Origin of the sequence: Citrobacter portucalensis, assembly GCF_002042885.1 — a bacterium.
GTDB lineage: Bacteria > Pseudomonadota > Gammaproteobacteria > Enterobacterales > Enterobacteriaceae > Citrobacter > Citrobacter portucalensis.
Window position 1 is genome coordinate 37,802 of the sequence record NZ_MVFY01000008.1, and the last position, 24,886, is coordinate 62,687.

Annotated in this window: 22 protein-coding genes and 1 pseudogene; 12 read left to right on the forward strand and 11 right to left on the reverse strand. The window is 52.4% G+C overall.

Annotation, left to right across the window (positions count from 1 at the left end):
• Positions 1 to 351 precede the first annotated feature (351 nt).
• Positions 352 to 1,824 carry an apiosidase-like domain-containing protein gene (locus tag BZK40_RS13405; protein WP_079934803.1) on the forward strand — a complete coding sequence of 491 codons (1,473 nt, stop codon included), beginning with the start codon at positions 352 to 354 and terminating at the stop codon, positions 1,822 to 1,824.
• A 49-nt stretch (positions 1,825 to 1,873) separates the two neighbouring features.
• On the opposite strand, the gene BZK40_RS13410 is transcribed toward BZK40_RS13405, so the two are convergent.
• Positions 1,874 to 2,824 carry a sugar-binding transcriptional regulator gene (locus tag BZK40_RS13410; protein ID WP_079934804.1) on the reverse strand — a complete coding sequence of 317 codons (951 nt, stop codon included), beginning with the start codon at positions 2,822 to 2,824 and terminating at the stop codon, positions 1,874 to 1,876.
• A gap of 316 nt (positions 2,825 to 3,140) precedes the next feature.
• Between BZK40_RS13410 and BZK40_RS13415 the strand changes: the two genes are divergently transcribed.
• From BZK40_RS13415 to BZK40_RS13430, 4 genes are read left to right on the forward strand one after another with little or no spacing between them, the layout of a single operon-like run.
• Positions 3,141 to 3,971 (forward strand): transketolase, encoded by an 831-nt coding sequence (locus BZK40_RS13415; RefSeq protein ID WP_032942640.1) that lies wholly within the window; start codon positions 3,141 to 3,143, stop codon positions 3,969 to 3,971.
• Complete coding sequence (locus tag BZK40_RS13420; protein WP_079934805.1) at positions 3,964 to 4,920, forward strand: transketolase family protein; 957 nt, start codon at positions 3,964 to 3,966, stop codon at positions 4,918 to 4,920. The genes BZK40_RS13415 and BZK40_RS13420 overlap by 8 nt, the downstream gene beginning before the upstream one ends.
• 26 nt (positions 4,921 to 4,946) lie before the next feature.
• Positions 4,947 to 6,365, forward strand: coding sequence for an L-fucose/L-arabinose isomerase family protein (locus tag BZK40_RS13425; RefSeq protein ID WP_079934806.1), 1,419 nt, complete (start codon positions 4,947 to 4,949; stop codon positions 6,363 to 6,365).
• 32 nt (positions 6,366 to 6,397) lie between these two features.
• Entirely contained in the window at positions 6,398 to 7,906 is a 1,509-nt protein-coding gene (locus tag BZK40_RS13430; protein WP_079934807.1) for an FGGY family carbohydrate kinase, read from the forward strand.
• Positions 7,907 to 7,957: 51 nt separating this feature from the next.
• On the opposite strand, the gene BZK40_RS24815 is transcribed toward BZK40_RS13430, so the two are convergent.
• Positions 7,958 to 8,974 (reverse strand): alpha/beta hydrolase, encoded by a 1,017-nt coding sequence (locus tag BZK40_RS24815; RefSeq protein ID WP_354085875.1) that lies wholly within the window; start codon positions 8,972 to 8,974, stop codon positions 7,958 to 7,960.
• Positions 8,966 to 9,655 (reverse strand): annotated as a pseudogene (locus BZK40_RS24820) (GNAT family N-acetyltransferase); the annotation flags it as partial. The gene BZK40_RS24815 and the pseudogene BZK40_RS24820, both read right to left, overlap by 9 nt.
• A 142-nt stretch (positions 9,656 to 9,797) precedes the next feature.
• Here BZK40_RS24820 and BZK40_RS13440 point away from each other — a divergent pair.
• Together BZK40_RS13440 and BZK40_RS13445 are read left to right on the forward strand one after the other, a co-directional pair.
• Positions 9,798 to 10,916 carry a YbdK family carboxylate-amine ligase gene (locus BZK40_RS13440; protein WP_079934809.1) on the forward strand — a complete coding sequence of 373 codons (1,119 nt, stop codon included), beginning with the start codon at positions 9,798 to 9,800 and terminating at the stop codon, positions 10,914 to 10,916.
• Positions 10,917 to 10,983: 67 nt separating this feature from the next.
• Positions 10,984 to 11,232: a DUF1158 domain-containing protein gene (locus BZK40_RS13445; protein WP_032942634.1), complete on the forward strand. Its 249-nt coding sequence runs from the start codon at positions 10,984 to 10,986 to the stop codon at positions 11,230 to 11,232.
• A 21-nt stretch (positions 11,233 to 11,253) separates the two neighbouring features.
• Here BZK40_RS13445 and BZK40_RS13450 read toward each other — a convergent pair whose 3' ends face one another.
• Entirely contained in the window at positions 11,254 to 11,595 is a 342-nt protein-coding gene (locus BZK40_RS13450; protein WP_003021996.1) for a RamA family antibiotic efflux transcriptional regulator, read from the reverse strand.
• Positions 11,596 to 11,612: 17 nt separating this feature from the next.
• The gene (locus BZK40_RS13455; RefSeq protein WP_079934810.1) at positions 11,613 to 12,725 is read right to left on the reverse strand and encodes an MBL fold metallo-hydrolase; all 1,113 of its coding nucleotides are present in this window, start codon (positions 12,723 to 12,725) and stop codon (positions 11,613 to 11,615) included.
• 190 nt (positions 12,726 to 12,915) lie between these two features.
• On the opposite strand from BZK40_RS13455, the gene BZK40_RS13460 reads away from it, so the two are divergent.
• From BZK40_RS13460 to BZK40_RS13475, 4 genes are all read left to right on the forward strand, one after another.
• A complete protein-coding gene (locus BZK40_RS13460) occupies positions 12,916 to 13,497 on the forward strand; it encodes a TetR/AcrR family transcriptional regulator (RefSeq protein WP_032942632.1) in 582 nt (193 codons plus the stop codon).
• Complete coding sequence (locus BZK40_RS13465; RefSeq protein WP_008784040.1) at positions 13,497 to 13,865, forward strand: MmcQ/YjbR family DNA-binding protein; 369 nt, start codon at positions 13,497 to 13,499, stop codon at positions 13,863 to 13,865. The genes BZK40_RS13460 and BZK40_RS13465 overlap by 1 nt, the downstream gene beginning before the upstream one ends.
• 119 nt (positions 13,866 to 13,984) lie before the next feature.
• On the forward strand, positions 13,985 to 14,638 hold the full coding sequence (gene nfsB, locus BZK40_RS13470) for an oxygen-insensitive NAD(P)H nitroreductase (protein WP_003831162.1): 654 nt from the start codon (positions 13,985 to 13,987) through the stop codon (positions 14,636 to 14,638).
• A 65-nt stretch (positions 14,639 to 14,703) separates the two neighbouring features.
• Positions 14,704 to 15,948: a mechanosensitive ion channel family protein gene (locus BZK40_RS13475; protein ID WP_048235920.1), complete on the forward strand. Its 1,245-nt coding sequence runs from the start codon at positions 14,704 to 14,706 to the stop codon at positions 15,946 to 15,948.
• A gap of 3 nt (positions 15,949 to 15,951) precedes the next feature.
• On the opposite strand, the gene BZK40_RS13480 is transcribed toward BZK40_RS13475, so the two are convergent.
• From BZK40_RS13480 to BZK40_RS13505, 6 genes are all read right to left on the reverse strand, one after another.
• Positions 15,952 to 16,932: a LacI family DNA-binding transcriptional regulator gene (locus BZK40_RS13480; RefSeq protein ID WP_003831159.1), complete on the reverse strand. Its 981-nt coding sequence runs from the start codon at positions 16,930 to 16,932 to the stop codon at positions 15,952 to 15,954.
• Between the two features lie 77 nt (positions 16,933 to 17,009).
• On the reverse strand, positions 17,010 to 18,161 hold the full coding sequence (locus BZK40_RS13485; protein WP_079934811.1) for a Gfo/Idh/MocA family protein: 1,152 nt from the start codon (positions 18,159 to 18,161) through the stop codon (positions 17,010 to 17,012).
• The gene (locus tag BZK40_RS13490; protein WP_079934812.1) at positions 18,158 to 19,186 is read right to left on the reverse strand and encodes a sugar phosphate isomerase/epimerase family protein; all 1,029 of its coding nucleotides are present in this window, start codon (positions 19,184 to 19,186) and stop codon (positions 18,158 to 18,160) included. Before BZK40_RS13490 ends, BZK40_RS13485 begins: the two co-directional genes overlap by 4 nt.
• A gap of 15 nt (positions 19,187 to 19,201) precedes the next feature.
• The gene (locus BZK40_RS13495; protein WP_079934813.1) at positions 19,202 to 20,443 is read right to left on the reverse strand and encodes an MFS transporter; all 1,242 of its coding nucleotides are present in this window, start codon (positions 20,441 to 20,443) and stop codon (positions 19,202 to 19,204) included.
• 180 nt (positions 20,444 to 20,623) lie between these two features.
• The gene (gene pheP, locus BZK40_RS13500) at positions 20,624 to 22,018 is read right to left on the reverse strand and encodes a phenylalanine transporter (protein WP_095533142.1); all 1,395 of its coding nucleotides are present in this window, start codon (positions 22,016 to 22,018) and stop codon (positions 20,624 to 20,626) included.
• Positions 22,019 to 22,164: 146 nt separating this feature from the next.
• The gene (locus tag BZK40_RS13505; protein WP_079934815.1) at positions 22,165 to 23,250 is read right to left on the reverse strand and encodes a YncE family protein; all 1,086 of its coding nucleotides are present in this window, start codon (positions 23,248 to 23,250) and stop codon (positions 22,165 to 22,167) included.
• A 299-nt stretch (positions 23,251 to 23,549) separates the two neighbouring features.
• On the opposite strand from BZK40_RS13505, the gene BZK40_RS13510 reads away from it, so the two are divergent.
• Positions 23,550 to 24,725 (forward strand): coiled-coil domain-containing protein, encoded by a 1,176-nt coding sequence (locus BZK40_RS13510; protein WP_032942620.1) that lies wholly within the window; start codon positions 23,550 to 23,552, stop codon positions 24,723 to 24,725.
• Positions 24,726 to 24,886: the final 161 nt, after the last annotated feature.

Sequence of the window (24,886 nt, forward strand, 5' to 3'; positions counted from 1 at the left end):
GGTTAAGCCCACGAATTTAGCGCTGGCAAGTGGTTAGTCGTGACATTGTTACCAGTATCACAATTAACCTCATTCTTTTGCTCCTAAGCGCGCCGTCATCTAGTGGCGAAATGTCATCTTATTAATAAACAAGACGTTTATGCTGGCTGGCCGTTTCTCTCGTCATTCAGATAACGCTTACTCCTTTCAGTCTCACAGTAAAAACCTCACAGTAATCAGCAGAAATGGCGGCGTTTTTGTGATCGCATGCTCATTTTTTCGCCTTGACAGTGGAATGTTAACGGTAACCTCCCTTACTCTCATCGTGAATATAAAATCACAATGGAATATATATTCCAAAGGAGAGGTGCTATGAGCGAACAAAGTATTGCCCTGTGGGGGCGGTTTGAGTATCAAGTCACGGACGTTGACGATCCTCGCCATTTTACCGACACCGAGCTATCAGCCACCTTTACCTGCGGCGAAGAATCCCGCACGGTTTGGGGCTTTTACAACGGTAACGGTCAGTTCATACTGCGCTTTATGCCGGATATCCCCGGCGTCTGGCACTATCGCATCAGCTCAAATATTCCTTCGCAGTCCCCTGTCGAAGGAACGTTTACCTGCGTCCCTGAAACACAGTTAACCGGCCCGGTACAGCGTGATGGCGACGGGCACTTCCGCTATGCCAATGGCAACGCGTTTTATCCTTTTGGCACCACGGCCTACGTCTGGAACTACCAACCGGACGATATACAGCAAAAAACGCTGGCATCGCTGGCGGCGAGTCCGTTCAATAAAATCCGCATGTGCGTATTTCCTAAACACTATCGCTACAATCTGCAGGAACCGATGCGCTTCCCCTTTCCGGGTACCCTCGACCAGGGATTTGATTTTACCCGCTTCGATACCACCTTTTTTGCCCAGTTGGAGAGTCAAATACAAAAGCTGGATGAACTGAATATTGAGGTGGATTTGATCCTCTTTCATCCGTACGACCGCTGGGGATTTTCCGCCATGTCGCAGGAGACCGATCGCCGCTATCTCCGCTACGTGGTGGCACGCCTCGCATCGTTTAAAAATATTTGGTGGTCGCTGGCCAATGAGTTCGACCTGCTGAAAGAAAAACCGATGTCATTCTGGGATGCCGCCATAGCGCAAATCAAACGCGAGGATCCCTCTTCGCACATGATCTCCATTCATAACTGGCACAACCCGCCGATCCACTACCGCTCAAATGCGCACTGGTACGATCATCACAATCCCGCGCTCACCCACGCCAGCATCCAGCACCACGATATGCACTTTGTCCCGGAATGGCGGCAGACATTTGCCAAACCCATTGTCATTGACGAATGCTGCTATGAAGGCAATGTCGATCTCGGCTGGGGCAATATCACCGGAGAAAAAATGACTGCATTGTTCTGGCATGGCGTAATACTCGGCGGCTATGTCACTCACGGCGAAACATACCTGAATGAAGATGAGATTATTTGGTGGTCACATGGCGGCACGCTCAAAGGAACAAGCATCCCGCGCATCGCTTTTTTGCGCAACATCCTTGAGGAAGGACAAGCCAAACGCCTGACACCGCTCCCGTGGGGTAGCCACTGGGATACGTCGATGGGGATAAGCTGCGAGGGCAACTGGGGACTGTTCTATTTTGGCGATCATTGCCCTGCCTACAAGATGATGACTATGTTGCCGGAGAATACGGCGTGGAAGGTCGATATTATTGATACCTGGGCCATGACGATCACGCCGGTTGCGGGGGTTATCCAACACGGTGACAAGCTGGATCTACCGGCTAAGCCATGGATTGCTCTACGCTTAATAAAACTCTGATAACTACAGCCAGCCCCAGGGGCTGGCGATAACTTGACTCACCGCGGCGTCACCCTTTGACCAGATTGCGCGCTGTCGGGTAGTCGGTGATCAGTACGTCGATATAATTCCCCTGCAGCGCGCCACGGATCGCATTCTGTTTTTCTACCCCGCCCGCCAACGCTATCACATGGTTGCAGTCGCGGATCTGCGCCAGCTCCATGCCGATAACCGGGTCTTCCTCATGGCTGAGTACCGGATTGCCCGCCGCGTCGTAATAATGCAGACAGATATCCCCGACCGCGCCGCGTTCGGCCAGCAGTCGCAGCATCTCTTCGTTGTAATAGTTGCCTGAATTTTTCAGCAATTGAGAAGGTTCCAGCTCCCCGATGCCGACAATCGCCACATCCACTTCAGCAAATTTTTCGACGACCGCCGCCACGTCCGGGCTGTTAACCAGCCGAGAACGTTCTTCCACCGAATGCTCAATACTTTGCGAAGGCAACAGCCAGGCCGGGCAGCCGAGGTGTGCCGCCAGTTGTTGCGTCAGAATCGTGGCCTGCACGTTGCCGTTTGGCCCCACGCCACCCAGTAATTGGATCACGCCTGCCGCCCGGATATTTTGCGGGTGCATTTCATCAACCATGCAGCGAATGGTACTACTCCAGGAGGAAATACCGACCAGGTCTTCGGCACGCAGACGAGTTTCAACGTAATGTGCCGCCGCACTGCCAATGGCATGCTTAATTTGCGTACTACTGGGGCTGTCGCCAACATCCACGACAATCGCCTGGCGCAGACCAAACCGCTCTTCAATGGCTTTTTCCAGCTCGACAAAGATATTAGTCGGCTGTACGACGGTGATTTTCACCAGCCCTTCTTTCTGACAACGCGTCAAGGCACGGGAGACAAAGGACTGCGACAAATGCAGCAGCGTGGCGATTTCAGACTGTTTTTTATTTTCGGCGTAGTAAAGTGTGGCAATCTTAACCAGCAACCGCTGTTCATCCTGCTTTGACATAACATTCCCCCTGGTAAACTGCCTGTTATTTTTATTCATACCTGAATAGATAACAAGTCGTCTGCGCCTTTCCGGTTATCGCGTTAGTGTGATCCTTTTCTCTTTTCGCCAAAATTTGCTGCTATAAGGCGTAGACAAACCCTCAGACAAGGCATATCTTTAATCATGAATAATAAATCAGTAGTGAATATTTATTCTAACCGATAACGACCAACTGTTTTAGCTGCATATTACGCAGTGGATAGCGAGACAGTTGCACTACTGCACCCACATGGAATATTTATTCACTAAGGATTAAACATTCAAGAGGTGTCTTATGAATCCGTTTTCGCTCTCAATACCAGAGCTAGTCAAGAAAGCACGTGCGGTACGTCGTCGCATTATCGTGTTGAATGCAGAAAGCCCGGCGGGGGGACATACCGGCGCTGACCTGTCGCAGGTCGAACTGCTGACAGCACTCTATTTTCGCATCCTGAATTGCTCACCAGAGCTTATAGCAAGCGATGAGCGCGACATCTACATCCAGTCGAAAGGTCATGCAGTGGGCGGTTACTACTGCGTGCTGGCTGAGGCTGGTTTTATTCCCGTGGACTGGCTGGCGACCTATCAGCACGCCGATTCACACCTGCCGGGCCATCCGGTGAAACACAAAACGCCAGGGATCGAACTGAATACCGGAGCGCTCGGTCACGGTCTGCCGGTCGCCGTGGGCATTGCGCTGGCAGCTAAACGTAACAACAGCAAGCGCCGGGTGTTTGTCGTTACCGGTGATGGTGAACTGGCAGAAGGAAGCAACTGGGAAGCCGCACTGGTCGCCGCCCACTACAAGCTGGATAACCTGATTATCATCAACGACAAAAATAACCTCCAACTTGCCGGCGCAACCAAAGAGATCATGAACACCGATCCACTGGATGAGAAATGGCGCGCCTTCGGTATGCAGGTCACAGAGTGCCGCGGTAATGATATGAGTGATGTGGTGCGCACGCTGGAAGGGTTAACCCCGGAAGGTAAACCGCACGTCGTCATTGCCCACACCACCAAAGGGGCCGGGATCTCCTTTATTCAAGGCCGCCCGGAATGGCACCACCGCGTGCCAAAAGGGGAAGAAGTTGAACTGGCGCTGGAGGAACTGAAAGATGCGTAATAGTGAACACCTCGCCACCGTGATGGTGAATACCTTAATTGCCGCGGTCGAGCGCGGAATGGACGTTGTACCCGTCGTTGCTGACTCAACGTCTACGGCGAAAATCGCCCCGTTTATGAAGGAATTTCCCGGTCGTCTGGTCAACGTGGGTATCGCCGAACAGACGCTGGTTGGCGCCGCCGCCGGCCTGGCGCTGGGGGGCAAAATCGCTGTCACATGTAATGCCGCTCCGTTCCTTATTTCGCGGGCCAATGAGCAAATCAAAGTCGACATTTGCTACAACAACACCAACGTGAAGCTGATCGGCCTGAACGCGGGCGCCAGCTACGGCCCCCTCGCCAGCACACATCACAGTATTGATGACATTTCCGTTCTGCGCGGTTTTGGCAATATTGAAATTTACGCCCCGTCCTGCCCAGTGGAATGCCGGCAGATTATCGACTATGCCTTAAGCCACGTCGGCCCGGTTTATGTTCGCCTCGACGGAAAAGCCTTACCGGAACTACACGACGAAAATTACCAGTTCACTCCGGGTAATATCGATATTCTGCGGAAAGGAAAAGATGTCGCTCTGGTCGCGATGGGCTCAACCGTCCATGAAATTGTCGAGGCTGCCACAGTGCTGAAACAGGCGGGTATTGATGCAAGCGTAATCAGTGTACCGTCAATTCGTCCCTGCAATACCCAACAACTGTTGGCGGCATTAGCCCACTGCAAGGCCGTGGTCAGTGTGGAAGAGCATAACATTAATGGCGGCGTGGGAAGCCTGGTGGCCGAGGTACTGGCAGAAGCTGGCTGTGCCATTCCGCTGCGCCGACTCGGCATTGGCGATGGTCAATATGCTATCGCGGCCGATCGCGCGGCAACGCGTGCCCGCCACGAAATTGACGCCGCTGGCGTCGTGAAAAACGCCGCCGCGCTGTTGCAGCAACACACGATAAAACAATAACAACAGAACACTTACTGGAGAAAGCGATGTCACGAATTCCTCAACAGTTGACCATGGCGGTGATTATTGGCAATCGGGGATTTTTCCCAAGCTATCTGGTTGCTGAAGCCCGCGAACAAGCCAGCGTACTCTTTGCGCGACTGGGCATTAAAACCATTATGCTCGACGATACGCAAACGGAACTCGGTGGGGTAGAAACCCGCCAGGATGCGAAAGTGTGCGCCGAACTTTTCCGCGCTCACCGCGACGACATTCACGGCGTGGTCGTGCTGTTGCCGAACTTTGGCGATGAAAAAGCAATAGCGGAAACGCTGCGCCTGTCTGGCCTGAATGTCCCGGTACTGGTTCAGGCGCAGGAAGATAACCTTGATAAAATGGGGCTTGCCACCCGCCGTGACAGCTTCTGTGGAAAAATCTCCCTGTGCAATAACCTGCGTCAGTACGGCATTCCATTTACGCTCACCACCCAGCATGTCTGCGATCTGGCCGGTGAGGTTTTTGCTCAAGATCTGAAACGTTTCGAACAGATTTGCCGTGTTGTCAGCAGTATGCATGGCGTACGCGTCGGCGCTATCGGTGCTCGCCCGGCTGGATTCAATACCGTTCGCTACAGCGAAAAATTACTCGAAAGACTGGGTATCGCCGTTGAAACGCTGGATCTGTCTGAAGTCTTTACCCGCATCAAATGTCTGCGCGATGACGATATCCGCGTGGATGAAAAACGTCGTCTGCTGCTGGATAACGCCGATGCCAGCGCCATTCCCGCCGACAAACTCGTCACAATGGCAAAACTGTTTGTCGTCATCAGCGAATGGGTCATCGCTAACGATATAGATACCACTGCGATCCAGTGCTGGACTTCGCTGCAGGAAAATTTAGGCATCAACGTATGCTCAATCATGAGCGTGATGTCCGGGCAGTTAATGCCCAGCGCATGCGAAGTCGATGTGATGGGCGCGCTGTCAATGTACGCCCTCGCCAGCAGTAATTTAAGCCCGGCTTCCATTGCCGACTGGAATAACAATTTCGGCGACGATCGTGATAAATGTGTGCTTTTTCACTGCGGAAACTTTGCATCAGCCAGTTTGGAGAGCCCCAAAATGGGCACAGCGGACATCATCGGTACCACCGTTGGGAAAGAGAACACCTGCGGTGCAGTACATGGACGCATGAAAAGCGGCACACTGACCTATTTCCGCCTGAGCACCGACGATTTAACCGGTGAAATCAAAGCGTATGTCGGAGAAGGCCAATCGGTAGACGATCCGCTGGATACGGTTGGCTGTCGTGCAGTAATCCAGGTGCCGCATCTGGAGAATTTACTGGCGTGGATCTGTCGTAACGGTTTTGAACATCACGTGGCAATGAACCATTCCGCCAGCGCCGAGGTGCTGCATGAAGCCTTCACCCGCTATCTCGGGGTGGATACGTTGTTCCATCGCTAATACTCAGGGAAACAGAGAGGCTGGAGAAAACGATGTCAGCAACGAAAGACATTATTATTGCGCTTGATGAAGGCACCACCAATGCCAAAGCCGTTGCGCTGGACGGTCAGGGAAATGTGGTCGCGAAGTTCTCCCGCGCGCTGGCGATCCACACGCCTCGCGAAGGCTGGGTTGAACAGTCCGGCGACGCGCTGCTGGAGGCCTCTCTGGCTGTAATGGCGCAAGCAGTTGCCGCCGTAGGTACGCAGCGGGTGGCGGCGCTGGCGATCAGTAATCAGCGAGAAACGGCAATCGGCTGGTATCGCGCAAGCGGGCGTCCGCTCGGCCCCGCCATTACCTGGCAATGCTCGCGCACGGCTGACTTTTGCCGGGCTTTGCGCGAGCAAGGTCATGAGGCGAAAATAAAATCCACCACCGGATTGCCCGTCGCCCCGCTCTTTTCTGCCTCTAAAATGCGCTGGCTTCTGGAGTCCGTCCCCAACGGCATGGCGCTCGCGCAGCAAGGCGAAATTTGCCTCGGCACTATCGATAGCTGGTTACTGTGGAATCTTACCGGCGGTGCGGCGTTTCGTTGTGACGCCTCCAACGCTTCGCGCACGCAGTTACTCAATCTACATAGCGGCCAATGGGATAGCGAGATGCTGGCGCTGTTTGGTATCCCGCAACAGGCGCTGCCAGAAGTTTGCCCTTCCAGTCATCATTTTGGCGTGACGAAAGGTCTGGCGACCATCCCCGATGGGATCCCCATTCTGGCGATGATTGGCGATTCTCATGCCGCGCTCTTTGCCCACGGGCTAGGTGCTGAAGGTTGTGTTAAAGCGACCTATGGCACCGGCTCATCGGTGATGGCTCCGGTATCTTCAACGCAGTCTGCGGTGAATGCGCTGGCAACAACTATTGCCTGGCATGATGGCGATACCCGGGTCTATGGTCTGGAAGGCAATATTCCCCATACCGGCGATGCTGTGGCCTGGATGGCCGACAGTACCGGCTTAAGCGAACTGCCGGAGGAGCAACTGTTACATGCACTCAATACTCTGCCCGCCACGGTCGACTCGACGCTGGGCGTCTATTTTGTTCCGGCACTTACCGGGCTGGGCGCACCCTGGTGGGATGAAAGCGCCCGGGGGTTAATTCATGGCCTCAGCCGCGGCGTGAAACGCGCGCATCTGGTGCGCGCCGCGCTGGAGTCTATTACCTATCAAATTGCCGATGTGGTGCAAGCGATGCACCAGCACAGCGGTTTCAGCCTCAGCGCGCTGATGGTTGATGGCGGGCCAACAAAAAATGATTGGCTGATGCAGTACCAGTCCGATCTGCTGGGTTGCCCGGTAATGCGCAGCGACATTCCCGAGCTTTCAGCCATTGGCGCCGGGCTGCTGGCACGCAAGGCGCTGCTCGGTACAGAAACCGCTCAGCTACGCCATTTTTTGCCCGACCGCATATCATTTCAGCCAAACGCAGAGCGTCACGGTCGATTGCAAAAACGCTGGCACGAGTGGCAAAGCGCCGTTGAGCGTACGCGCTGGCAAACACCTTAGCGAGTCAGCAATCATGATAAATCCGCCCGCAGCCACGACTGAGTGCGGGCGCTAATCGCGAACAAAGTCACCAATCGCCAGATAGGTGGCTTTTGCTTCCTGCGGGACTTTATCCTCCAGCATCAGATAAGCATGCGTCATCCCAGGAAAGTGAACATGCTGTACGGGTATCCCCTCAGCTTGCAGTCTGGCGACAAAAGCAAAATTCTCATCCCGTAAAGGATCCAACCCACCACTGACTACCAGAGTGGGTGGAAAATCCTGGCTCAACGGCAGGTAAAGCGGAGACGTCTGTTTACGATCTTCTTCATTGCGGAAATATTGCTGAAAATACCAGCGTATTTTGCTTTCATCCAGTAGCTTTCCGGTACCGTTCTCCTGCATCGATGGCCAGTTCAGCGTGTAGTCCAGGCTCGGATAAATCAGCACCAGGCGATGAATAAATCCTGGCTGCTCGCGGGAAAAGTAGGCCGCCAACGTCGCACTAAATGCGCCGCCACCGCTGTCGCCGATAAGCGTGAGTTGGCGAGTGTAAGGAATATGCTGACTTTCGAGCAGCGACCAGACGTTTTCTATTACTGCTTTTGCATCAGAAAGACCAGCCGGATACGGGTTTTCTGGCGCAAGTCGATAATCAACCGACACAACGATATTTCCTGTCGCCATCGCCAGATGACGGGCAACCGGGTCATACACTTCCACCGAACCGCTCAGATGCCCACCGCCATGGATAAACACCACCACCTTCGGCTCTCCGGTCAGTGCCGGGAGATAAATCCGTACCGGGATGCGACGCTCTCCGGTATCCACTTCCGTATTGATAATTGCCGCCATCGGTTCTGAGGTGGACACATTTGCTTTTGTCAGTGCTGCTAACCCTGCTCTTGAGCAGAGCGTGTCGTAGCAAAGGTTGGGATTGCGAGGTTGTGCTGCGAGTAAATCAGCCAGAAGCGCAGGCGGTGTTTGCGTCAGCGAGCCGTGTTCCTGTTGCCAGCGCTGTTGATAACCTTGCTGTTGCGTCTGCACAGTCTCAACGTTGGCAGTCTCACAGGAAAAGCACTCTGCCATCGACTGGCGTTGCCGCCCGTGTTCATCAAAGTTATCTGCGGCCAACCAGCGCTGTAACACGGCGTCACACTGGGGCCATTCGCTATCAATCATTGATAACCAGTCGCTGTCGCGATTACGCCCCTTGCGCACAATCTTCTGGCGAAAGCGACCTTCGAAGATAAACCCAAGGCGTTCCGCTGCCCGTCGAGAAGCGGTGTTCAGAGAATCGCATTTCCACTCCACGCGACGATAGCCCAACGCAAATGCCTGGCGTAACAGCAGCCAGATGCTTTCGGTGCCGAGAACCGTATTTTTCATACGCGGTGACCAGGTCACATGACCAATTTCGACCGAACCGTGCTCTCGTTCAATCGCCATAAAGCACACCAGTCCGACAGCTCGTCCTGAACGCTGTTCAATGACGGCATAGGGAACCAGAGATGCATCAGTAACTTTCCCCTGCACCCAGCAAGCTGCGGCCTCGACGCTTGTGGGGCGAGAGCTTGCAAGCCAGGTCCAGTCGCGATCGTCCGGCGCCTGCGCGTAGGCATCAAACAGATCGGCGGCATGGCTGTCGGCATCCAGGGGAACCAGTCGACAATATTGCCCTATCAGCGTTTCCCGTGGCAGTACGGCAGCGCCATTCCAGTCCGGCACGACATCGCCGACGGTCTGCCCATAAAGATTTATTTCCGGCACGATTCAACCCCAGTTGCGAAGAAAAAAATAGTTATAACACCGGCCATTACACCTTCAAAGCGTCACCAGGGCGATTTTGACAACAAACAGAAAATCAGCAGTCCTTCTATACTGATTAAAAATCAACGCGGAAGAGAGCCTTATGCCACTACCTGATTTTCATGTTTCCGACCCTTTTACGTTAGGCATTGAACTGGAAATGCAGGTGGTCAATCCGCCAGGTTACGACCTGAGTCAGGATTCTTCCCGGCTGATTGATGCCGTAAAACCGCAGCTCACCGCCGGAGAAGTGAAGCACGATATCACCGAAAGTATGCTGGAGATGGCGACCGGAGTTTGCCGCAATATCGACCAGGCTGATGCTGAATTGTCCGCTATGCAGCAGATAATTATGCGAGTTGCTGCAAAGCATCACCTCGCCATTTGTGGCGGTGGCACACATCCATTTCAAAAATGGCAACGTCAGGAAGTTTGCGATGACGAACGCTATCGGCGCAACCTGGAAAATTTTGGCTATCTTATCCAGCAGGCGACGGTGTTTGGCCAGCATGTGCATATCGGCTGCGCAAACGGCGATGATGCCATTTACCTGCTACACGGCCTGTCGCGATTTGTTCCCCATTTTATTGCGCTCTCGGCCGCCTCACCTTATATGCAGACCTCCGACACGCGGTTTGCCTGCGCACGGCTGAATATTTTCTCCGGATTTCCCGATAATGGCCCGATGCCATGGGTGAATAACTGGCAGGAATTCGAGGGGCTATTCCGTCGACTGGCTTACACCAGCATGATTGATAGCATTAAAGATTTACACTGGGATATCCGCCCCAGCCCGCACTTTGGCACGGTAGAGGTTCGGGTCATGGATACGCCGCTGACCCTTGATCATGCGGTCAATATAGCAGGACTTATTCAGGCTACCGCCCACTGGTTACTCACCAAACGCCCGTTCAAGCACCAGGAGCGTGATTACCTGTTGTATAAATTCAATCGTTTTCAGGCCTGTCGCTTTGGTATGGCGGGAATCGTCACCGACGTCAATACCGGCGACGGCTGCCGCCTGTCAGAAGACACATTGCGACTCCTGGAGAATATCGCTACCTCTGCAGATAAAGTAGGCGCAACCAGCGCGATTGAAGCTATACATCTGCAGGTTAAAAATGGTCATGATGAAGCACAAAACATGCGTGACTTTGTCGCCGAAGGCGGGTCACTAAGTGGTCTGGTGAAAAAACATTGTGAGATTTGGGCGGGGTTGTAAGCGTGGGAATTTGCGTTGCCCGCTGAGATCCCGGACAATAGCTTTTTAACTCAAGTTTAACAATGTCATGAAACACCCGCTTGAATCACTGATGACTGTCGCAGGGATCCTGCTACTGGCTTTTTTGTCTTGCCTGCTGCTACCTGCCCCCTCACTTGGCCTGATGCTGGCACAAAAACTCGTCGCCATTTTTCATCTGATGGATCTCAATCAGTTTTATACTTTACTGTTTTGCCTGTGGTTTTTACTGCTGGGCGTGATTGAATATTTGGTGCTGCGCTTCATCTGGCGGCGCTGGTTCTCGCTGGCGGATTAGGCCCGCGAGAACCCTCTGCTGTTAATGCGTTCGGCTATGATTTTCTTTGCGATAAGCTCCCGGCGGCTGGCTGAACGTACGGGTGAAAATACGCGTAAAGGTCTGCTGCGAATCGAATCCGTATTTCAAACAGATGTCGTACACTTTCTGGTCGGTATCGCGTAGATCGCGCGCCGCCAGCAGCAGCTTGCGCTCGCGGATGTAACGCCCAAGACTTTCGCCTTTGTACTGCATAAAAAGACGCTGCAGGTGCCATTTGGAATATCCCGCATGGCGTGCAATATCATCAATGCGCAATGGCTGATTCAAATTATCATCAATCCATTCAACAATCGTATCAATTACCTGAGCAGAAATCGTCATCATGCTCTCCCCTGTATTCATTGAGTCACCTGTTGCCACCAGGCCGTAAACGGTTGGTCCGGTTCGGACAGTATTACCGGTTCACCCAGCATTGGCGTCAGCAGTCGGTAATCCTGATGACGGCTGGCAAGCGCCAGTCGTTTGTAAGGATCATCCCAGGTATGTTTCGCCAGAACGAAACGGCCGGCATGCCCTGGCAACACGGCTTTCGCATGCAGATCTGCCGCAGCCTGCGCCGTTTCTTCCGGCATCATGTGAATAAACTTCCAGTCCTGGTCATACTGACCGTTCTCCATAATCGCCAAATCGACAGAGCCAAATTGCTCGCCGATGGCTTTAAAATGCGGTCCATAGCCGGAATCGCCGCTGTAATAAACGTTCTGCTCCGGCGTTTCGAACATGAAGCTCGCCCATAGCGTTTGGTTGCGTTTGATACCACGTCCCGAGAAATGACGAGCAGGCAGCACATGAACGATCAGAGAATCCGTCACTCTGACGGACTGATTCCAGTCCCGTTCTTCGATTATCTCGCTGCGCATCCCCCAGTAACGCAAATGCGATCCCACGCCGAGCGGCGTAATCACCCGCTTAATTTTCGGCATTAGCGCCTTGATAGTGGCGAGATCCAGATGGTCATAGTGATCGTGCGAGATGATGAGCAGGTCTATCTCCGGCATCGTCTGTGCGGTCCACGGATAATCACCGGCAAAGGCCTTGTTCAGGAACGAGAACGGTGCGGCATAATTGCTGAACACCGGATCAATCAGGATACGCTGACCCGCCAGCTGTAAATACCACGAAGAATGGCCCAGCCAGACCAGGGTATCCTGCAGCGGCGCAAGCCCGGCGAGATCGGTCGCCACCATAGGTAACGGTTGTGCTGGTCGTGCATTTTCACGCTTAGCGACCAGAAACTCCCACCAGGCCGCCAGCATGCCTTTGTTGCCGGTATAGCCCGGTGTCGGCACCTGGTTATGAAACTGTCCATCACGATAGTGCGGTGACTGTTCAACCTGACTCAGTTGTGCCCCTTGCGGCGCCTGACCAAACCCGGCATTGAGTACAAACGGTAAACTTGCAGCTGCAGCAATAAGCATAATAACAACCACACAAACTGTGAGACGCTTCATATCCTGACCTTAAACGCGCCCCCTTTCCGCTGGTTTGCGCGACTGACTCTTGATTATGAGTGAGTAAGCACTCATTATAGAAATCGAAAGTTCTCCGTCAAGATGATTTTCAATCTTTGACATTCGCCGTTGCGGCGCAGCAAACGCCGTGATTCAATCATGTTTTTTACAGACTTAAGGGTAAAGTGTAGTGGCTCGTCCGAAGAGTGAAGACAAAAAACTGGCATTACTGGAAGCTGCAACCACAGCATTTGCACAATCAGGTGTTGCGGCTTCGACCGCCGTGATAGCCCGTAATGCAGGGGTTGCGGAGGGAACGTTGTTTCGCTATTTCGCGACCAAAGATGATTTGATCAACGAGCTTTACCTCTTTTTGAAGCAAGACCTTTGTCAGTCGATGATGGCAAACCTGGATCGTTCAGTGACCGATGCCAAAACCATGACTCACTACATCTGGAACAGCTACATTAGCTGGGGCCTGAACCACACCTGCGGGCATCGCACGATTCGTCAGTTGGCCGTCAGCGAGAAAATAAGCAAAGAAACCGAACAACAGGCTGACGATATGTTCCCGGAACTGCGCGATCTTTGTCATCGTTCCGTACGACCCGAGTTTATGTCTGACGAATATCGCGCCTTTGGCGACGCGCTATTCCTTTCTCTGGCAGAAACCACCATGGAGTTCGCCGCCCGCGACGCTGCCCGCGCAAATGAATATATTTCGATGGGGTTTGAAGCCATGTGGCGCGCCCTGACCCGCGAGGAACAATAATGGACGGCCAGACCCTACCTGCCTGTGCGAAACGCCTTGCGCTTGAATTGCCTTTTACCGAACACTGCTGGCCATTTGGCCCGGAATACGATGTCTTCAAGGTTGGCGGTAAAATTTTTATGCTGGTCACGGAGCTTCGCGGACGGCCGCTTATTAACCTGAAATCCGATCCGCAAAAATCACTGTTAAACCAGCAGATCTACCCCAGCATTAAGCCCGGCTATCACATGAATAAAAAGCACTGGATCTCGGTCTATCCTGGTGACGATATTACCGAGTCATTACTGGCAGAGCTGGTGAATGATTCCTGGCACCGCGTCGTCGACGGCTTGCCGAAGCGGGATCAAAAACGCCTGCGTCCAGGTTGATTTATCGCTAACCCCGATAAGTGTTTTTGCATTTTCCTGTCTTATCTTTTTCCTGCTAACCCTGTACCCTGCTGAAACAAAACGCACCCGCAGGGTATGGAAAATCACCAGGAGTAGTTATGGATATTGTTTCTGTCGCCTTAAAACGTTACTCCACTAAGGCATTCGATCCGAATAAAAAACTGACCGCTGAGCAGGCCGAAAAATTAAAAACGCTGCTGCAGTTTAGCCCGTCCAGCACCAACTCTCAGCCATGGCACTTTATTGTCGCCAGCACTGACGAAGGTAAGGCGCGTGTGGCTAAATCCGCAGCCGGCGGCTTTGTATTCAACGAACGTAAAATGCTGGATGCTTCCCACGTCGTGGTGTTCTGCGCCAAAACGGCGATGGACGATGCGTGGCTGGAACGCGTGGTGGATCAAGAAGAAAGCGATGGTCGTTTCGCCACGCCTGAAGCGAAAGCCGCAAACCACAAAGGCCGCACCTTCTTTGCCGACATGCATCGCAAAGAACTGAAAGATGACAACCACTGGATGGCAAAACAGGTGTACCTGAACGTCGGTAACTTCCTGCTGGGCGTTGCGGCGATGGGCCTGGATGCTGTGCCGATCGAAGGCTTTGATTCAGCTGTCATGGATGCAGAATTTGGCCTGAAAGAAAAAGGTTTCACCAGCGTAGTGGTGGTTCCTGTGGGTCATCACAGCGTAGAAGATTTCAACGCCGCGCTGCCGAAATCTCGTCTGCCGTTGGAAACGACGCTGACGGAAGTCTAATCCTCCGCATTTGCATAAGCTCCGCACAGCGGTCATCATAGACCGCTGTTTATTAAGGAGACGTTATGCAGGAATTGATATCTCAGGTAGAAGAACTCGGCATTGAAATAAATCACACCACCTCATTGGTGATGATTTTTGGCATTATTTTTATCACCGCCATTATTGTTCACGTTATTTTGCACTGGGTGGTATTACGCGCATTTGAAAAGCGCGCCAGCGCCAGCTCCCGCCTGTGGCTACAAATCATCACGCAGAACAAGTTATTTCACCGGCTGGCATTCACCCTGCAGGGTATCATTGTCAATATACAGGCCGCACTCTGGCTACAGAAAGGCAGCGAAGCAGCAGAAATATTAGTGACCTGCGCACAGTTGTGGATCATGATGTACGCCCTGCTGTCCCTGTTTTCCCTGCTGGACGTTATTCTCAATCTGTCGCAAAAACTCCCTGCCGCATCGCAATTACCGCTAAAAGGCATATTCCAGGGCATCAAACTCATCAGCGCAATTCTCGTCGGAATATTGATGATTTCCCTGCTGATTGGTCAGTCACCGGCAATACTGATAAGCGGTCTGGGCGCCATGGCCGCCGTGTTAATGCTGGTGTTTAAAGATCCAATCCTCGGACTGGTTGCCGGAATACAACTTTCAGCCAACGATATGTTGAAGTTGGGTGACTGGCTGGAAATGCCGAAATATGGTGCAGATGGCGCGGTTATCGATATTGGCTTAACCACCGTGAAAGTGCGCAACTGGGATAACACCATCACCACTATCCCAACCTGGTCACTGGTCTCAGACTCTTTTAAAAACTGGAGTGGAATGTCGGCTTCCGGTGGGCGGAGAATAAAACGCAGCATCAGCATCGATGCCACCAGCATCCATTTTCTTGATGAGGATGAGCGCCAGCGTCTGCATAAAGCCCACCTGCTGAAACCGTATTTAACAACACGTCACCAGGAAATTGACGAGTGGAATCAGCAGTTAGATGCGCCTGAATCGGTGTTGAATCACCGCCGGATGACCAATATTGGTACCTTCCGCGCTTATCTGAACGAGTATTTGCGTCATCATCCGCGTATTCGCAAAGATATGACGTTAATGGTGCGCCAGCTTGCGCCAGACGATCATGGTTTACCGATCGAAATTTATGCCTTTACCAATACGGTGGTCTGGCTGGAATATGAAAGTATTCAGGCTGATATCTTCGACCATATATTTGCCGTAGTCGAAGAGTTTGGCTTGCGCATTCATCAGTCGCCTACCGGAAACGATATTCGTGCGCTGTCTGGCGCGTTTCAGCGATAAAGCTCAGGTACTGGCGCGTGAAATATAGCGCCAGTCCATCATCACCCTTTCCGTCTGCGCGTCAGGATTTTCTATTTTATTCAGCAATAATCCTACCGCTTTGCGGCCTATATCCCGTGAGGGCTGCTCAATGGTCGAAAGCTGTGGAGAAACCATTTCTGCCAGTTCCGTACCGTCGAAACCAACAACGGCGATATCCTGCGGGATCTGTAATCCGGCATCGAAAATAGCGCGCATCGCACCAGCGGCTAGCGTGTCCGATACGGCAAACACCGCGTCGGGTTTCACCTCTGCGGCAAGTAGTGTTTTCATCGCCGCAATTCCTGCACTGGAACTTAATTCACTGGCATATTCCACAGCCTGATATTCAAGCGACAGCGCATGCAGCGCCGCTTTATAGCCGCGTTCGCGCAAACGAGCATATTTATAACTCAGGTCATGATTGATTAAGGCAATTCGTCGGTAGCCCTTATCCACCAGGTGAGATATTACCGACTGCGCAGCGTCAACATCGTTAATCCCCACGCAGGAAACCGCGCCTTTGTCAGCATATTCCGCGCACTGAACCCAGGGCGCGTCGCCAATCAGCGTAGTCAGTTCCGGTAATTTGGAGAATGCATCCATGGTGATAATGCCATCGACGATTTTCCCCGACAGGAGCTTCAACGCTGATTTTGAGCGGGCTGTATCCGAGCCGGAATTACACAGTAAAATGCGATAGCCATTCTTCTCCGCCTCTTCTTCAATGCCTTTAACAACCTCTGCACAAAAAGGATTGGCGATGTTGGAAACCATCACCAGAATCATCGAACTACGTGCCGTACGCAGCTGACGCGCCAGCAGGTTGGGCTGATAATTGCTTTCTTTAATAGCCTGTAGCACGCGCTCACGATTTTTGGCTTTGACGGTATCACTGTGATTCAGTACACGCGATACCGTCGCCACCGACACACCGGCAAGCTGGGCGATTTTTTGAATAGACATAACGACGACACATCCTGCGGTTTACGCTTTGCGTTGAGGCTACCATAAAATCGCCGACTGGCGAACCGGATGCGTGTTTAGCGCTGTACTGATATCCAATGCTGCTGCTGATGGCTTTTTATAATTGCATCAATAATATACATCACATCCGCACCGTCAGAAAAAGACGCAAATCGACGCTCCGCCGTCGCGGGCATTTTGCCTGCCAACACCGCCTGATAAAACTGCTGCATCATATTCTTGAACGCATCCGGCCAGCCCTCAATATGCCCACCCGGAAAGTGCGCACTGGCAGCAACATCAGCATTCATCAATCCAGGGTCGTCCGTCAGGATCTGGTTCGCCTGCTGACGGTGCCCGACCCAAAGCTGTTGCGGCGTTTCCTGATCCCAGTGCAGTGAACAGTGGCTACCGTTAATTTCAAAGCTCAGGTGATTCTTGCGCCCGGCACTCACCTGCGAAACGCTAAAGCAGCCTTTGCTGCCATCATCAAAACGTACCAGCACCGACCCACGATCTTCCGTCGTAACCGCTTTATCCTCAAATTGCACATCAGCCGTTTGCTGGCCAAACGTAGCGTTACTGGCAATGCTGGCTTTACGTACCGGCCAGACGATAGCCAAATCGGCCATCACCTCGACAATACGTTTTCCAGTCACGAATTGCACCGTATCGCACCAGTGCGAACCGATATCCGCTACCGCCCGTGAATCGCCGCCCTGTGCGGCATCGACCCGCCAGTTGTAGTCAGTCTCCAGCAGCATCCAGTCCTGCAGATAGCTCCCCTGTACGGCAAACAGACTACCCACGCTGCCGCTTCTGACCATACTGGCCGCCTGCTGCACCATTGCAAACTGGCGATAGACAAAGCTCACGCCGTGCACCACTCCAGCCTGCTGCGCCAGCGTTTCCAGTTCACGAGCCTCATCCGGCGTCATACACAGCGGCTTTTCTGAAAACACGTGCATACCCGCGCGTAAAATCTGCCGATTGATATCGGCATGCAGATGATTCGGTGTACAGTTATGCACTACCTGTAGTCCGGGATGCGCCAGCAGCGCTTCAACGCTACCGTACGCATGAGGAATATGAAGAGCATCTGCGCGTTCCTGGGCAACCGCCAGCGAGCTATCACAGAGCGCCACCACGTTCACACCGCCGAGTCGACGCAACGCCTCAATATGTGCAGGCCCAATAAATCCGCTGCCAATAATGCCAACCTGTATCATTTGCGTACCTCATCGCCAGCGGCGAAATCATCAAATGCACGTGCAGAAACCGGAATAATATGGCGCCGTATAAAATCACTCCCCTCACGCGCCCCGGTTTGCGCGTCTTTCAAGCAACACTCCCATTCCAGCACCGCCCAGCCAGGGAAATCATATTGTGTGAGCTTGCTGAAGATCGTTTTGAAATCGACCTGCCCGTCCCCCAAAGAACGGAAGCGCCCGGCGCGATCGAGCCACGGCTGATAACCGCCATAGACACCGCTGCGGCTACTGGCATGGTACTCAGCGTCCTTGACGTGGAACGCTTTAATACGCGAGTGATAGACATCGATAAACCCAAGATAATCCATCTGCTGCAATAACAGATGGCTCGGGTCATAGAGAATGTTGCAGCGAGGATGATTATCAACCAGCGCAAGAAAACGCTCGAACGTCACGCCATCGTGCAGATCTTCGCCGGGATGGATCTCAAAGCAAACATCCACCCCATGCTGATCAAAGCGATCGAGAATCGGTCTCCAGCGGCGCGCCAGCTCCAGAAAAGCCTCTTCAAAACGCTGACGATTATGCGGTGGCCACGGATAAAAGAAAGGCCAGGCGAGCGAACCTGAAAACGTGGCATGTGCCGTCAGCCCCAGTCTTTGCGAAGCCGCAGCAGCCAGGTGTAAGATTTCGATGGCCCACGCCTGTCTGGCCTGAGGATTAGCGCGTACAGACGGCGGAGCAAATCCGTCAAAAGCGTCATCGTAAGCCGGATGGACGGCAACCAGTTGACCTTCAAGATGGGTAGATAATTCGCTAATCACTAACCCATATCCGGCCAGCATCCCGCGAATATCATCACAATAGGCCTGACTTACAGCAGCTTGTTCGACATCAAACAGCGACTTGTGATTACACGGGATTTGTAATGCCTTATAGCCCAGCTCCGCCGCCCATTTTGCCACGCCTTCCAGGGTGTTAAATAGCGGATGCTCCCCGATAAATTGCGCCAGAAAAATGCCAGGCCCCTTGATGGTTTTCATAACCCCTCCTGAAAATTACGCCTGCTCTTTGTCGTCATACTTGAAAGAGAAAAGGAAAATCACGGCAATCACTGCGGCAGCGACTGCCGGGATCCACCAGAATGTGGTCCACGCCTGAGGCACGGTTTGCCCTGCCACCAGCCGGTTGTAAAGTGCGCCTGAAATTTGCGAGCCCAGCAGCATACCGATCCCATAGGTAAACATGACGATCATGCTTTGCGCCTGACCTTTTACTTTTTCCCCGGCGATACGATCGGTGTAAATAAAGCCGACTACGAAGAAGAAGTCGTAGCACACGCCGTGCAGCAGAATGCCGAGATACAGCAGGAATCGGCCCTCTTCGCTGATGCCGAGGGCAAAGAAGGCATAACGCACGAACCAGGCGCACATCCCGATTAACAGCATGTATTTCACGCCCAAACGTCTGAACAGGAACGGGATCACCAGCATGAAGAATATTTCAGACATCTGACCAAACGACATCGCCGTACTGACGTCGCCGACGCCCGCATCAGCAAGAAACGACGCGGTATACGCGTAATAGGTTCCCAACGGTACAGAGATAAGCGTCGCGCAGAGCGAGAAGACAAAAAAGTGACGGACCTTGAGTAAAGCAAAAGCATCCGCACAAAACAGATCGCGAACTTTTACCGGCAGTCCTTTCGCCGGTGCTGGCGTGTTGGGCAGCGTCAGGCTGTAGAGCGCCAAAACCACAGAGATAATCGCCGCCAGCGTAAAGATGCCGGTGGTGTCCGAAATTCCGGTTACACCGATAAAGATCCCCGCGACAATCCAGCCAATGGTGCCAAACACCCGCACCACCGGGAAGGTTTTGTCCTTATCCGACAGACTATGAAAAGCAATATTGTTGGTAAGCGCCAGCGTTGGCATGTAGCACAACGTGTAGCCAAACAGCAGACCAATCAACAGTGCACCGTTTTGCGCCACCAATGCCTGCGGAACAAACCACAGGATTGCCGCGCCAGCAAGGTGCATCACCGCCATCACCTTTTGCGAGGCAAAAAAGCGGTCTACCAGCATCCCTAAGACGAATGGCGACAGAATAGAGGCAATGGGCCCGGCTGAAAACGCATCGCCAATCAACAGCGACATGTTGTGCTGGCTCATCACCAGCCCCAGCGTGACGGACCAACTTCCCCAGATAAAGAACTGTAAGAACATCATTAGCGACAGCCGGGGCACCAGCAGCCGGTACTGTACGCTCTGTTTTCCACTACTTTCGGTTGTTGACACCATTTTTTGCCCCACCCTTAAAAAGTAATCGATTACAAATTAGATTCAATAGAAAAGTAATCGATTACAAAATAAAGATCCTGTCAGCAGCAGCAAAATTGCGAGAACGGTCACGATAAACGTTGAGTGAGGATCCGATCCCATCCTGACGATGGGATCGGTAATAACAAGATCGGTAGAAACTTAGCGGGACTTACGACGCAGCAGTTTGAAGGTAACAAACAGGAACAGGATCCACACCGGCAGCAGGATAGCTGACAGGCGCATCTCATCCATCGTACACATCAGCACCAGAATCATTCCAAGGAAAGCAATACACAGGTAGTTCCCTGCCGGATACAGCAGCGCTTTAAACTGCGTGTCACGTCCCTTACGACGCATCGCCGCCCGGAATCGCAGATGTGCCAGGCAGATCATAATCCAGTTCAGCAGCAGCGTCGCCACCACCAGCGCCATCAGCAGGCTAAAGGCCTTTTGCGGCAGCACATAGTTGATGAGTACCACCAGCGACGTAATAGCACCGGAAAGGATCAGTGAGTTCACCGGTACGCCGCGACGGCTGACGCGGGTTAAGAACTTCGGCGCGTTACCCTGAACCGAAAGACCAAACAGCATGCGGCTGTTAGAGTAGACGCCACTGTTATACACCGACAGCGAAGCCACCAGGATGACAAAGTTCAGCGCAGAAGCCACTACGTTGCTGTCGAGATTATGGAAAATCATTACGAACGGGCTGCTGTTGGATTTCACTTCCACCCACGGGTACAGCGCCAACAGCACCACCAGAGAACCGATGTAAAACAGCAGAATACGGTACACCACCTGGTTTACCGCCTTTGGAATGCTTTTCTGTGGATCCTGCGCTTCCGCGGCAGTAATCCCGATAAGCTCCAGCCCGCCAAAGGAGAACATAATCACTGCCAGCGACAGAATTAATCCGTTCCAGCCGGTAGCAAAAAAGCCGTTGTAACGCCACAAGTTATCGATGCTTGCATGTTCCCCGCCGTTACCGGAAAACAGCATCCACACGCCAAAACCAATCATGCCGATAATGGCCAGTACTTTAATCAGCGCAAACCAGAATTCCGTTTCGCCATACAGACGTACGTTGACCAGATTGACGGCGTTGATGATCACGAAGAATGCCGCGGCCCAAATCCAGGTTGGAACATCGGGCAACCAGTACTGCATGTAGATCCCTGCCGCTGTCAGTTCTGCCATGCCGACCAGCACAAACATCACCCAGTAGTTCCAGCCGGACAGAAAACCCGCGAACGGTCCCCAGTATTTATAGGCAAAATGGGCAAACGATCCGGAAACGGGTTCTTCGACCACCATTTCGCCCAGTTGACGCATAATCAAAAAAGCGATGATCCCGGCAACGCCGTAACCCAGTAACACCGCAGGCCCCGCCATCTGAATAGCCGGGCCAATGCCCAAAAACAGGCCGGTACCAATTGCGCCGCCCAGCGCAATTAACTGAATATGGCGGTTTTGCAACCCTCGTTGAAGCGTCGGCTCGTTCGTCGACGCGGCATCAGACACGCTGGTGTCAGATGCAGTTGACGCGTTTTTCACGCCCTTCCCCTGTGTGGTTTTTATTGAAGGGGCTTCTTTTAACATTTCAACCTGGTTGTCGCAAGGCGCAATCGATTGGATACGCCGGGCTTCCTTGCCCAACGCACCGAGGCTCGGGAGAAAAACAATAGAAAGAAGGCGAGCTGTTATTGTTTATTCAGGTCAATACGTACCACTTTGTCTGGCGCAGACGTAGAGTGGTCTTTATTAAATTTCTGTTTCACGGTGACAAACAGGGTTTGCCCATCCGCCGAGAGCAGCAAGCTGTTAGGGTTAGGTGGTAAATCCCAGCTTTTCTTCACGCTGTAATCGGTCGCATTCAGGCTGAGCAATTTCCCTGAATCACGCTGGGTAATATAGATTTCGTTGCGTTTTGCGTTAAATTTCACTGCCAGCGAATCACCCACATCCAATTTTTTCAGCAGCTTACCAGTATGGATATCCAGCACCAGGGTAGTCTTCGCTTTCGAGTTGTCGGTGACAAACAGGCGACCCGTTTGTGCGTCCTCCGTCATATTCAGCAACAGCGCAGGTTGTTCTCCCAGCGGTTGCCAGCGTTTTTCTACGCGCTGATTACGCGGGTTGATAACAAGAATTTCACCGCCGCCGTTAGCTGCATAAATTCGCTGCGTCACTTCTGAATAATGCAGTCCGGTCATCCATTTACCCGTATTTTTAATGCGGGTTTTTAGCTTCAGGGTTTCAGCGTCAACCACCCAAATCACCGCCGGATCCGCCACGGCACCAATATAGAGCAAACCGTTATGCAGCAGCACCTGGCGCGCACCATACGGGAAACCTTCTGGGTTACGTTCCGGGAACAGTACGCGATTTTTCACTTTGCCGTCAGCGGTATTCAGCGCGCTCAGGCCACCATCCAGTGAGTTGGTGACATACACTGTTTTACCGTCCGGCGAGATAGCCATACCAAAGTTTTTCATATCGGTATGACTCAAGCCGAGCGTTTTAAGCGTTTTTGGATCCAGCTTGTAAACCACGCCGCCCTGCACATCTTTAAATCCTTCGGCGCTGGCAACGTACAACGCATCCCCTGCCGGGCTAAGCGCCATTTCATATAACCCATCCGCCAGCGCGCGTTGTTGCACATCACTGACGGCAGGTTGCGCTGTTTTTTCCGTAACGCTGGCGTTGCTGGCTGGCGTGGTATGCGCCGCACAACCGCTTAACGCCGCAGCAATCAGCAATGCCAACGCGGATGTTGTTTTTTTCATAGTCGGGATCCTTACCAGAAGTAATACAGGGAGTTAATAACAAAAGAGAATGAGAACTATACGCATTATCTTTACTGAATCAAGAATAATTACCCGAGAGTAAAAAACATGAAACAGAGGTTTGAAGATGCAGACAGGTGCGCGCGACTTCCGGTTTTTCATAATTACAGTGAATTATTCTGGACGAAAAGGCATCGCAGGCCACAGAATGCGCTTTACTGTTTTTCTAACATTTTCAAACGGGTGAACCTGTTGTACTTCAGCCACTCGTTTTTTAGCCAGGCCAGGCAACGACTGTCATGAATAAGATCATCAAACGACTGGAAATCGTCAAAAGCGCTATTGAACTGGAAGATGAGGAGATTATTTTCCAGCAGGTGGCGCATCTTAAAAATGAGCCTTTGTCAGTCGTACCTGGCACCATTGTGCAGGCGATCGAAGAACGACGCTTTGGTGATGCCCTGCGTGAAATCTCGGCCTGGCTGCAATCTCAACGGGCAGTCTCTACGTGGCAGGATCCCGCCATTGCCGCCAGTAAGCTGGAACTCAAAGCACTCGAAACACAGCTGCGTGACCTGATAGATAAGCGCAACACGCGCATTCAAATCCTCGATGATTTCAACGATCTGTATCACCTTCGTCTTGGACCGCTGATGAGCCGCATTCTCGAACTGCGTAAACAGCTCGCCGCCAGTGCCCAGCGCAAACAGGAAGCGGAGCGAAAACGCCGGGAAAAAGACTATCAATCCTGTCAGCACTATATTTCCCAGGCTGTTGATCAACTGGCCAGGCTCAAGCAGCACTGGATGAACCAGAATTCAGATTCGCGCGAATCGGTGGAAACACGCCAACGTATTCAGCAGCAAACTGAACTGATTACCGCCCTGCTGGCGGAGATTCGTGAGCTGGAAAACGACTTTTCTCGCCAGGATGACAGCGCAACCCGTCAGGCACAGGAAGAGGCCAGCCATGAATATGATGAATATCAGGAGCAGCAGCAGGATGCACAGCATCGTTTTAGCCGTGACCAGCGGCTTTCCTCTGATGAACGTAATGAGTTAAAACGCCTGTGGCGTCAGGCAAGCCGTCTTTGCCACCCGGACGTGGTAGCCGATGATCTGAAAGAGAAAGCGCATCAGATGATGGTGCAGCTTAACCAGGCGCGCCAAAATGCCGATCTTGCCGCCGTCCGGGCGCTACTGACTCAATTGCAAAGCGGCCTCGAACCGATGATGGCGAGTGACCGATTGAACGATTTGCAGCATTTACGCAGCAAAATACAGCAGCTCAGAGAACAAATTAACGCGCTGCTCAAAGAGATTACCGAACTGGAAGCCGAGAACGCCTGGCGGCTTGCCACCTCCGTGACTGATAAAGAAGCCTACTTCTCCGATCAACAACGGGCGCTTACGGAAATCCGCAATACGCTGGAACAGCAGGTGCATCAGGTTGAACAGGAACTGTTGGCGGGCTAAGCCCTATCAGCAATAGCAATCAGAAAAAATAACCTCTTCAAGTGAGTTTTTAAAATTAAGCACAAAAAGCCAAAAATAGGATAATTCCCTAAAAAATTCACAACACTAAGAATTATCAACCTGAATACTCGAGTTTCAGGTCGATAACTGCAAATTTAGCG

Bases quoted from the DNA above. Each gene is read 5' to 3' on its own strand.
- BZK40_RS13405 (WP_079934803.1), top strand. From the start codon at position 352: ATGAGCGAACAAAGTATTGCCCTGTGGGGGCGGTTTGAGTATCAAGTC.
- BZK40_RS13410 (WP_079934804.1), bottom strand. From the start codon at position 2,824: ATGTCAAAGCAGGATGAACAGCGGTTGCTGGTTAAGATTGCCACACTT.
- BZK40_RS13415 (WP_032942640.1), top strand. From the start codon at position 3,141: ATGAATCCGTTTTCGCTCTCAATACCAGAGCTAGTCAAGAAAGCACGT.
- BZK40_RS13420 (WP_079934805.1), top strand. From the start codon at position 3,964: ATGCGTAATAGTGAACACCTCGCCACCGTGATGGTGAATACCTTAATT.
- BZK40_RS13425 (WP_079934806.1), top strand. From the start codon at position 4,947: ATGTCACGAATTCCTCAACAGTTGACCATGGCGGTGATTATTGGCAAT.
- BZK40_RS13430 (WP_079934807.1), top strand. From the start codon at position 6,398: ATGTCAGCAACGAAAGACATTATTATTGCGCTTGATGAAGGCACCACC.
- BZK40_RS24815 (WP_354085875.1), bottom strand. From the start codon at position 8,974: ATGGCAGAGTGCTTTTCCTGTGAGACTGCCAACGTTGAGACTGTGCAG.
- BZK40_RS13440 (WP_079934809.1), top strand. From the start codon at position 9,798: ATGCCACTACCTGATTTTCATGTTTCCGACCCTTTTACGTTAGGCATT.
- BZK40_RS13445 (WP_032942634.1), top strand. From the start codon at position 10,984: ATGAAACACCCGCTTGAATCACTGATGACTGTCGCAGGGATCCTGCTA.
- BZK40_RS13450 (WP_003021996.1), bottom strand. From the start codon at position 11,595: ATGACGATTTCTGCTCAGGTAATTGATACGATTGTTGAATGGATTGAT.
- BZK40_RS13455 (WP_079934810.1), bottom strand. From the start codon at position 12,725: ATGAAGCGTCTCACAGTTTGTGTGGTTGTTATTATGCTTATTGCTGCA.
- BZK40_RS13465 (WP_008784040.1), top strand. From the start codon at position 13,497: ATGGACGGCCAGACCCTACCTGCCTGTGCGAAACGCCTTGCGCTTGAA.
- nfsB (WP_003831162.1), top strand. From the start codon at position 13,985: ATGGATATTGTTTCTGTCGCCTTAAAACGTTACTCCACTAAGGCATTC.
- BZK40_RS13475 (WP_048235920.1), top strand. From the start codon at position 14,704: ATGCAGGAATTGATATCTCAGGTAGAAGAACTCGGCATTGAAATAAAT.
- BZK40_RS13480 (WP_003831159.1), bottom strand. From the start codon at position 16,932: ATGTCTATTCAAAAAATCGCCCAGCTTGCCGGTGTGTCGGTGGCGACG.
- BZK40_RS13485 (WP_079934811.1), bottom strand. From the start codon at position 18,161: ATGATACAGGTTGGCATTATTGGCAGCGGATTTATTGGGCCTGCACAT.
- BZK40_RS13490 (WP_079934812.1), bottom strand. From the start codon at position 19,186: ATGAAAACCATCAAGGGGCCTGGCATTTTTCTGGCGCAATTTATCGGG.
- BZK40_RS13495 (WP_079934813.1), bottom strand. From the start codon at position 20,443: ATGGTGTCAACAACCGAAAGTAGTGGAAAACAGAGCGTACAGTACCGG.
- BZK40_RS13505 (WP_079934815.1), bottom strand. From the start codon at position 23,250: ATGAAAAAAACAACATCCGCGTTGGCATTGCTGATTGCTGCGGCGTTA.
- BZK40_RS13510 (WP_032942620.1), top strand. From the start codon at position 23,550: ATGAATAAGATCATCAAACGACTGGAAATCGTCAAAAGCGCTATTGAA.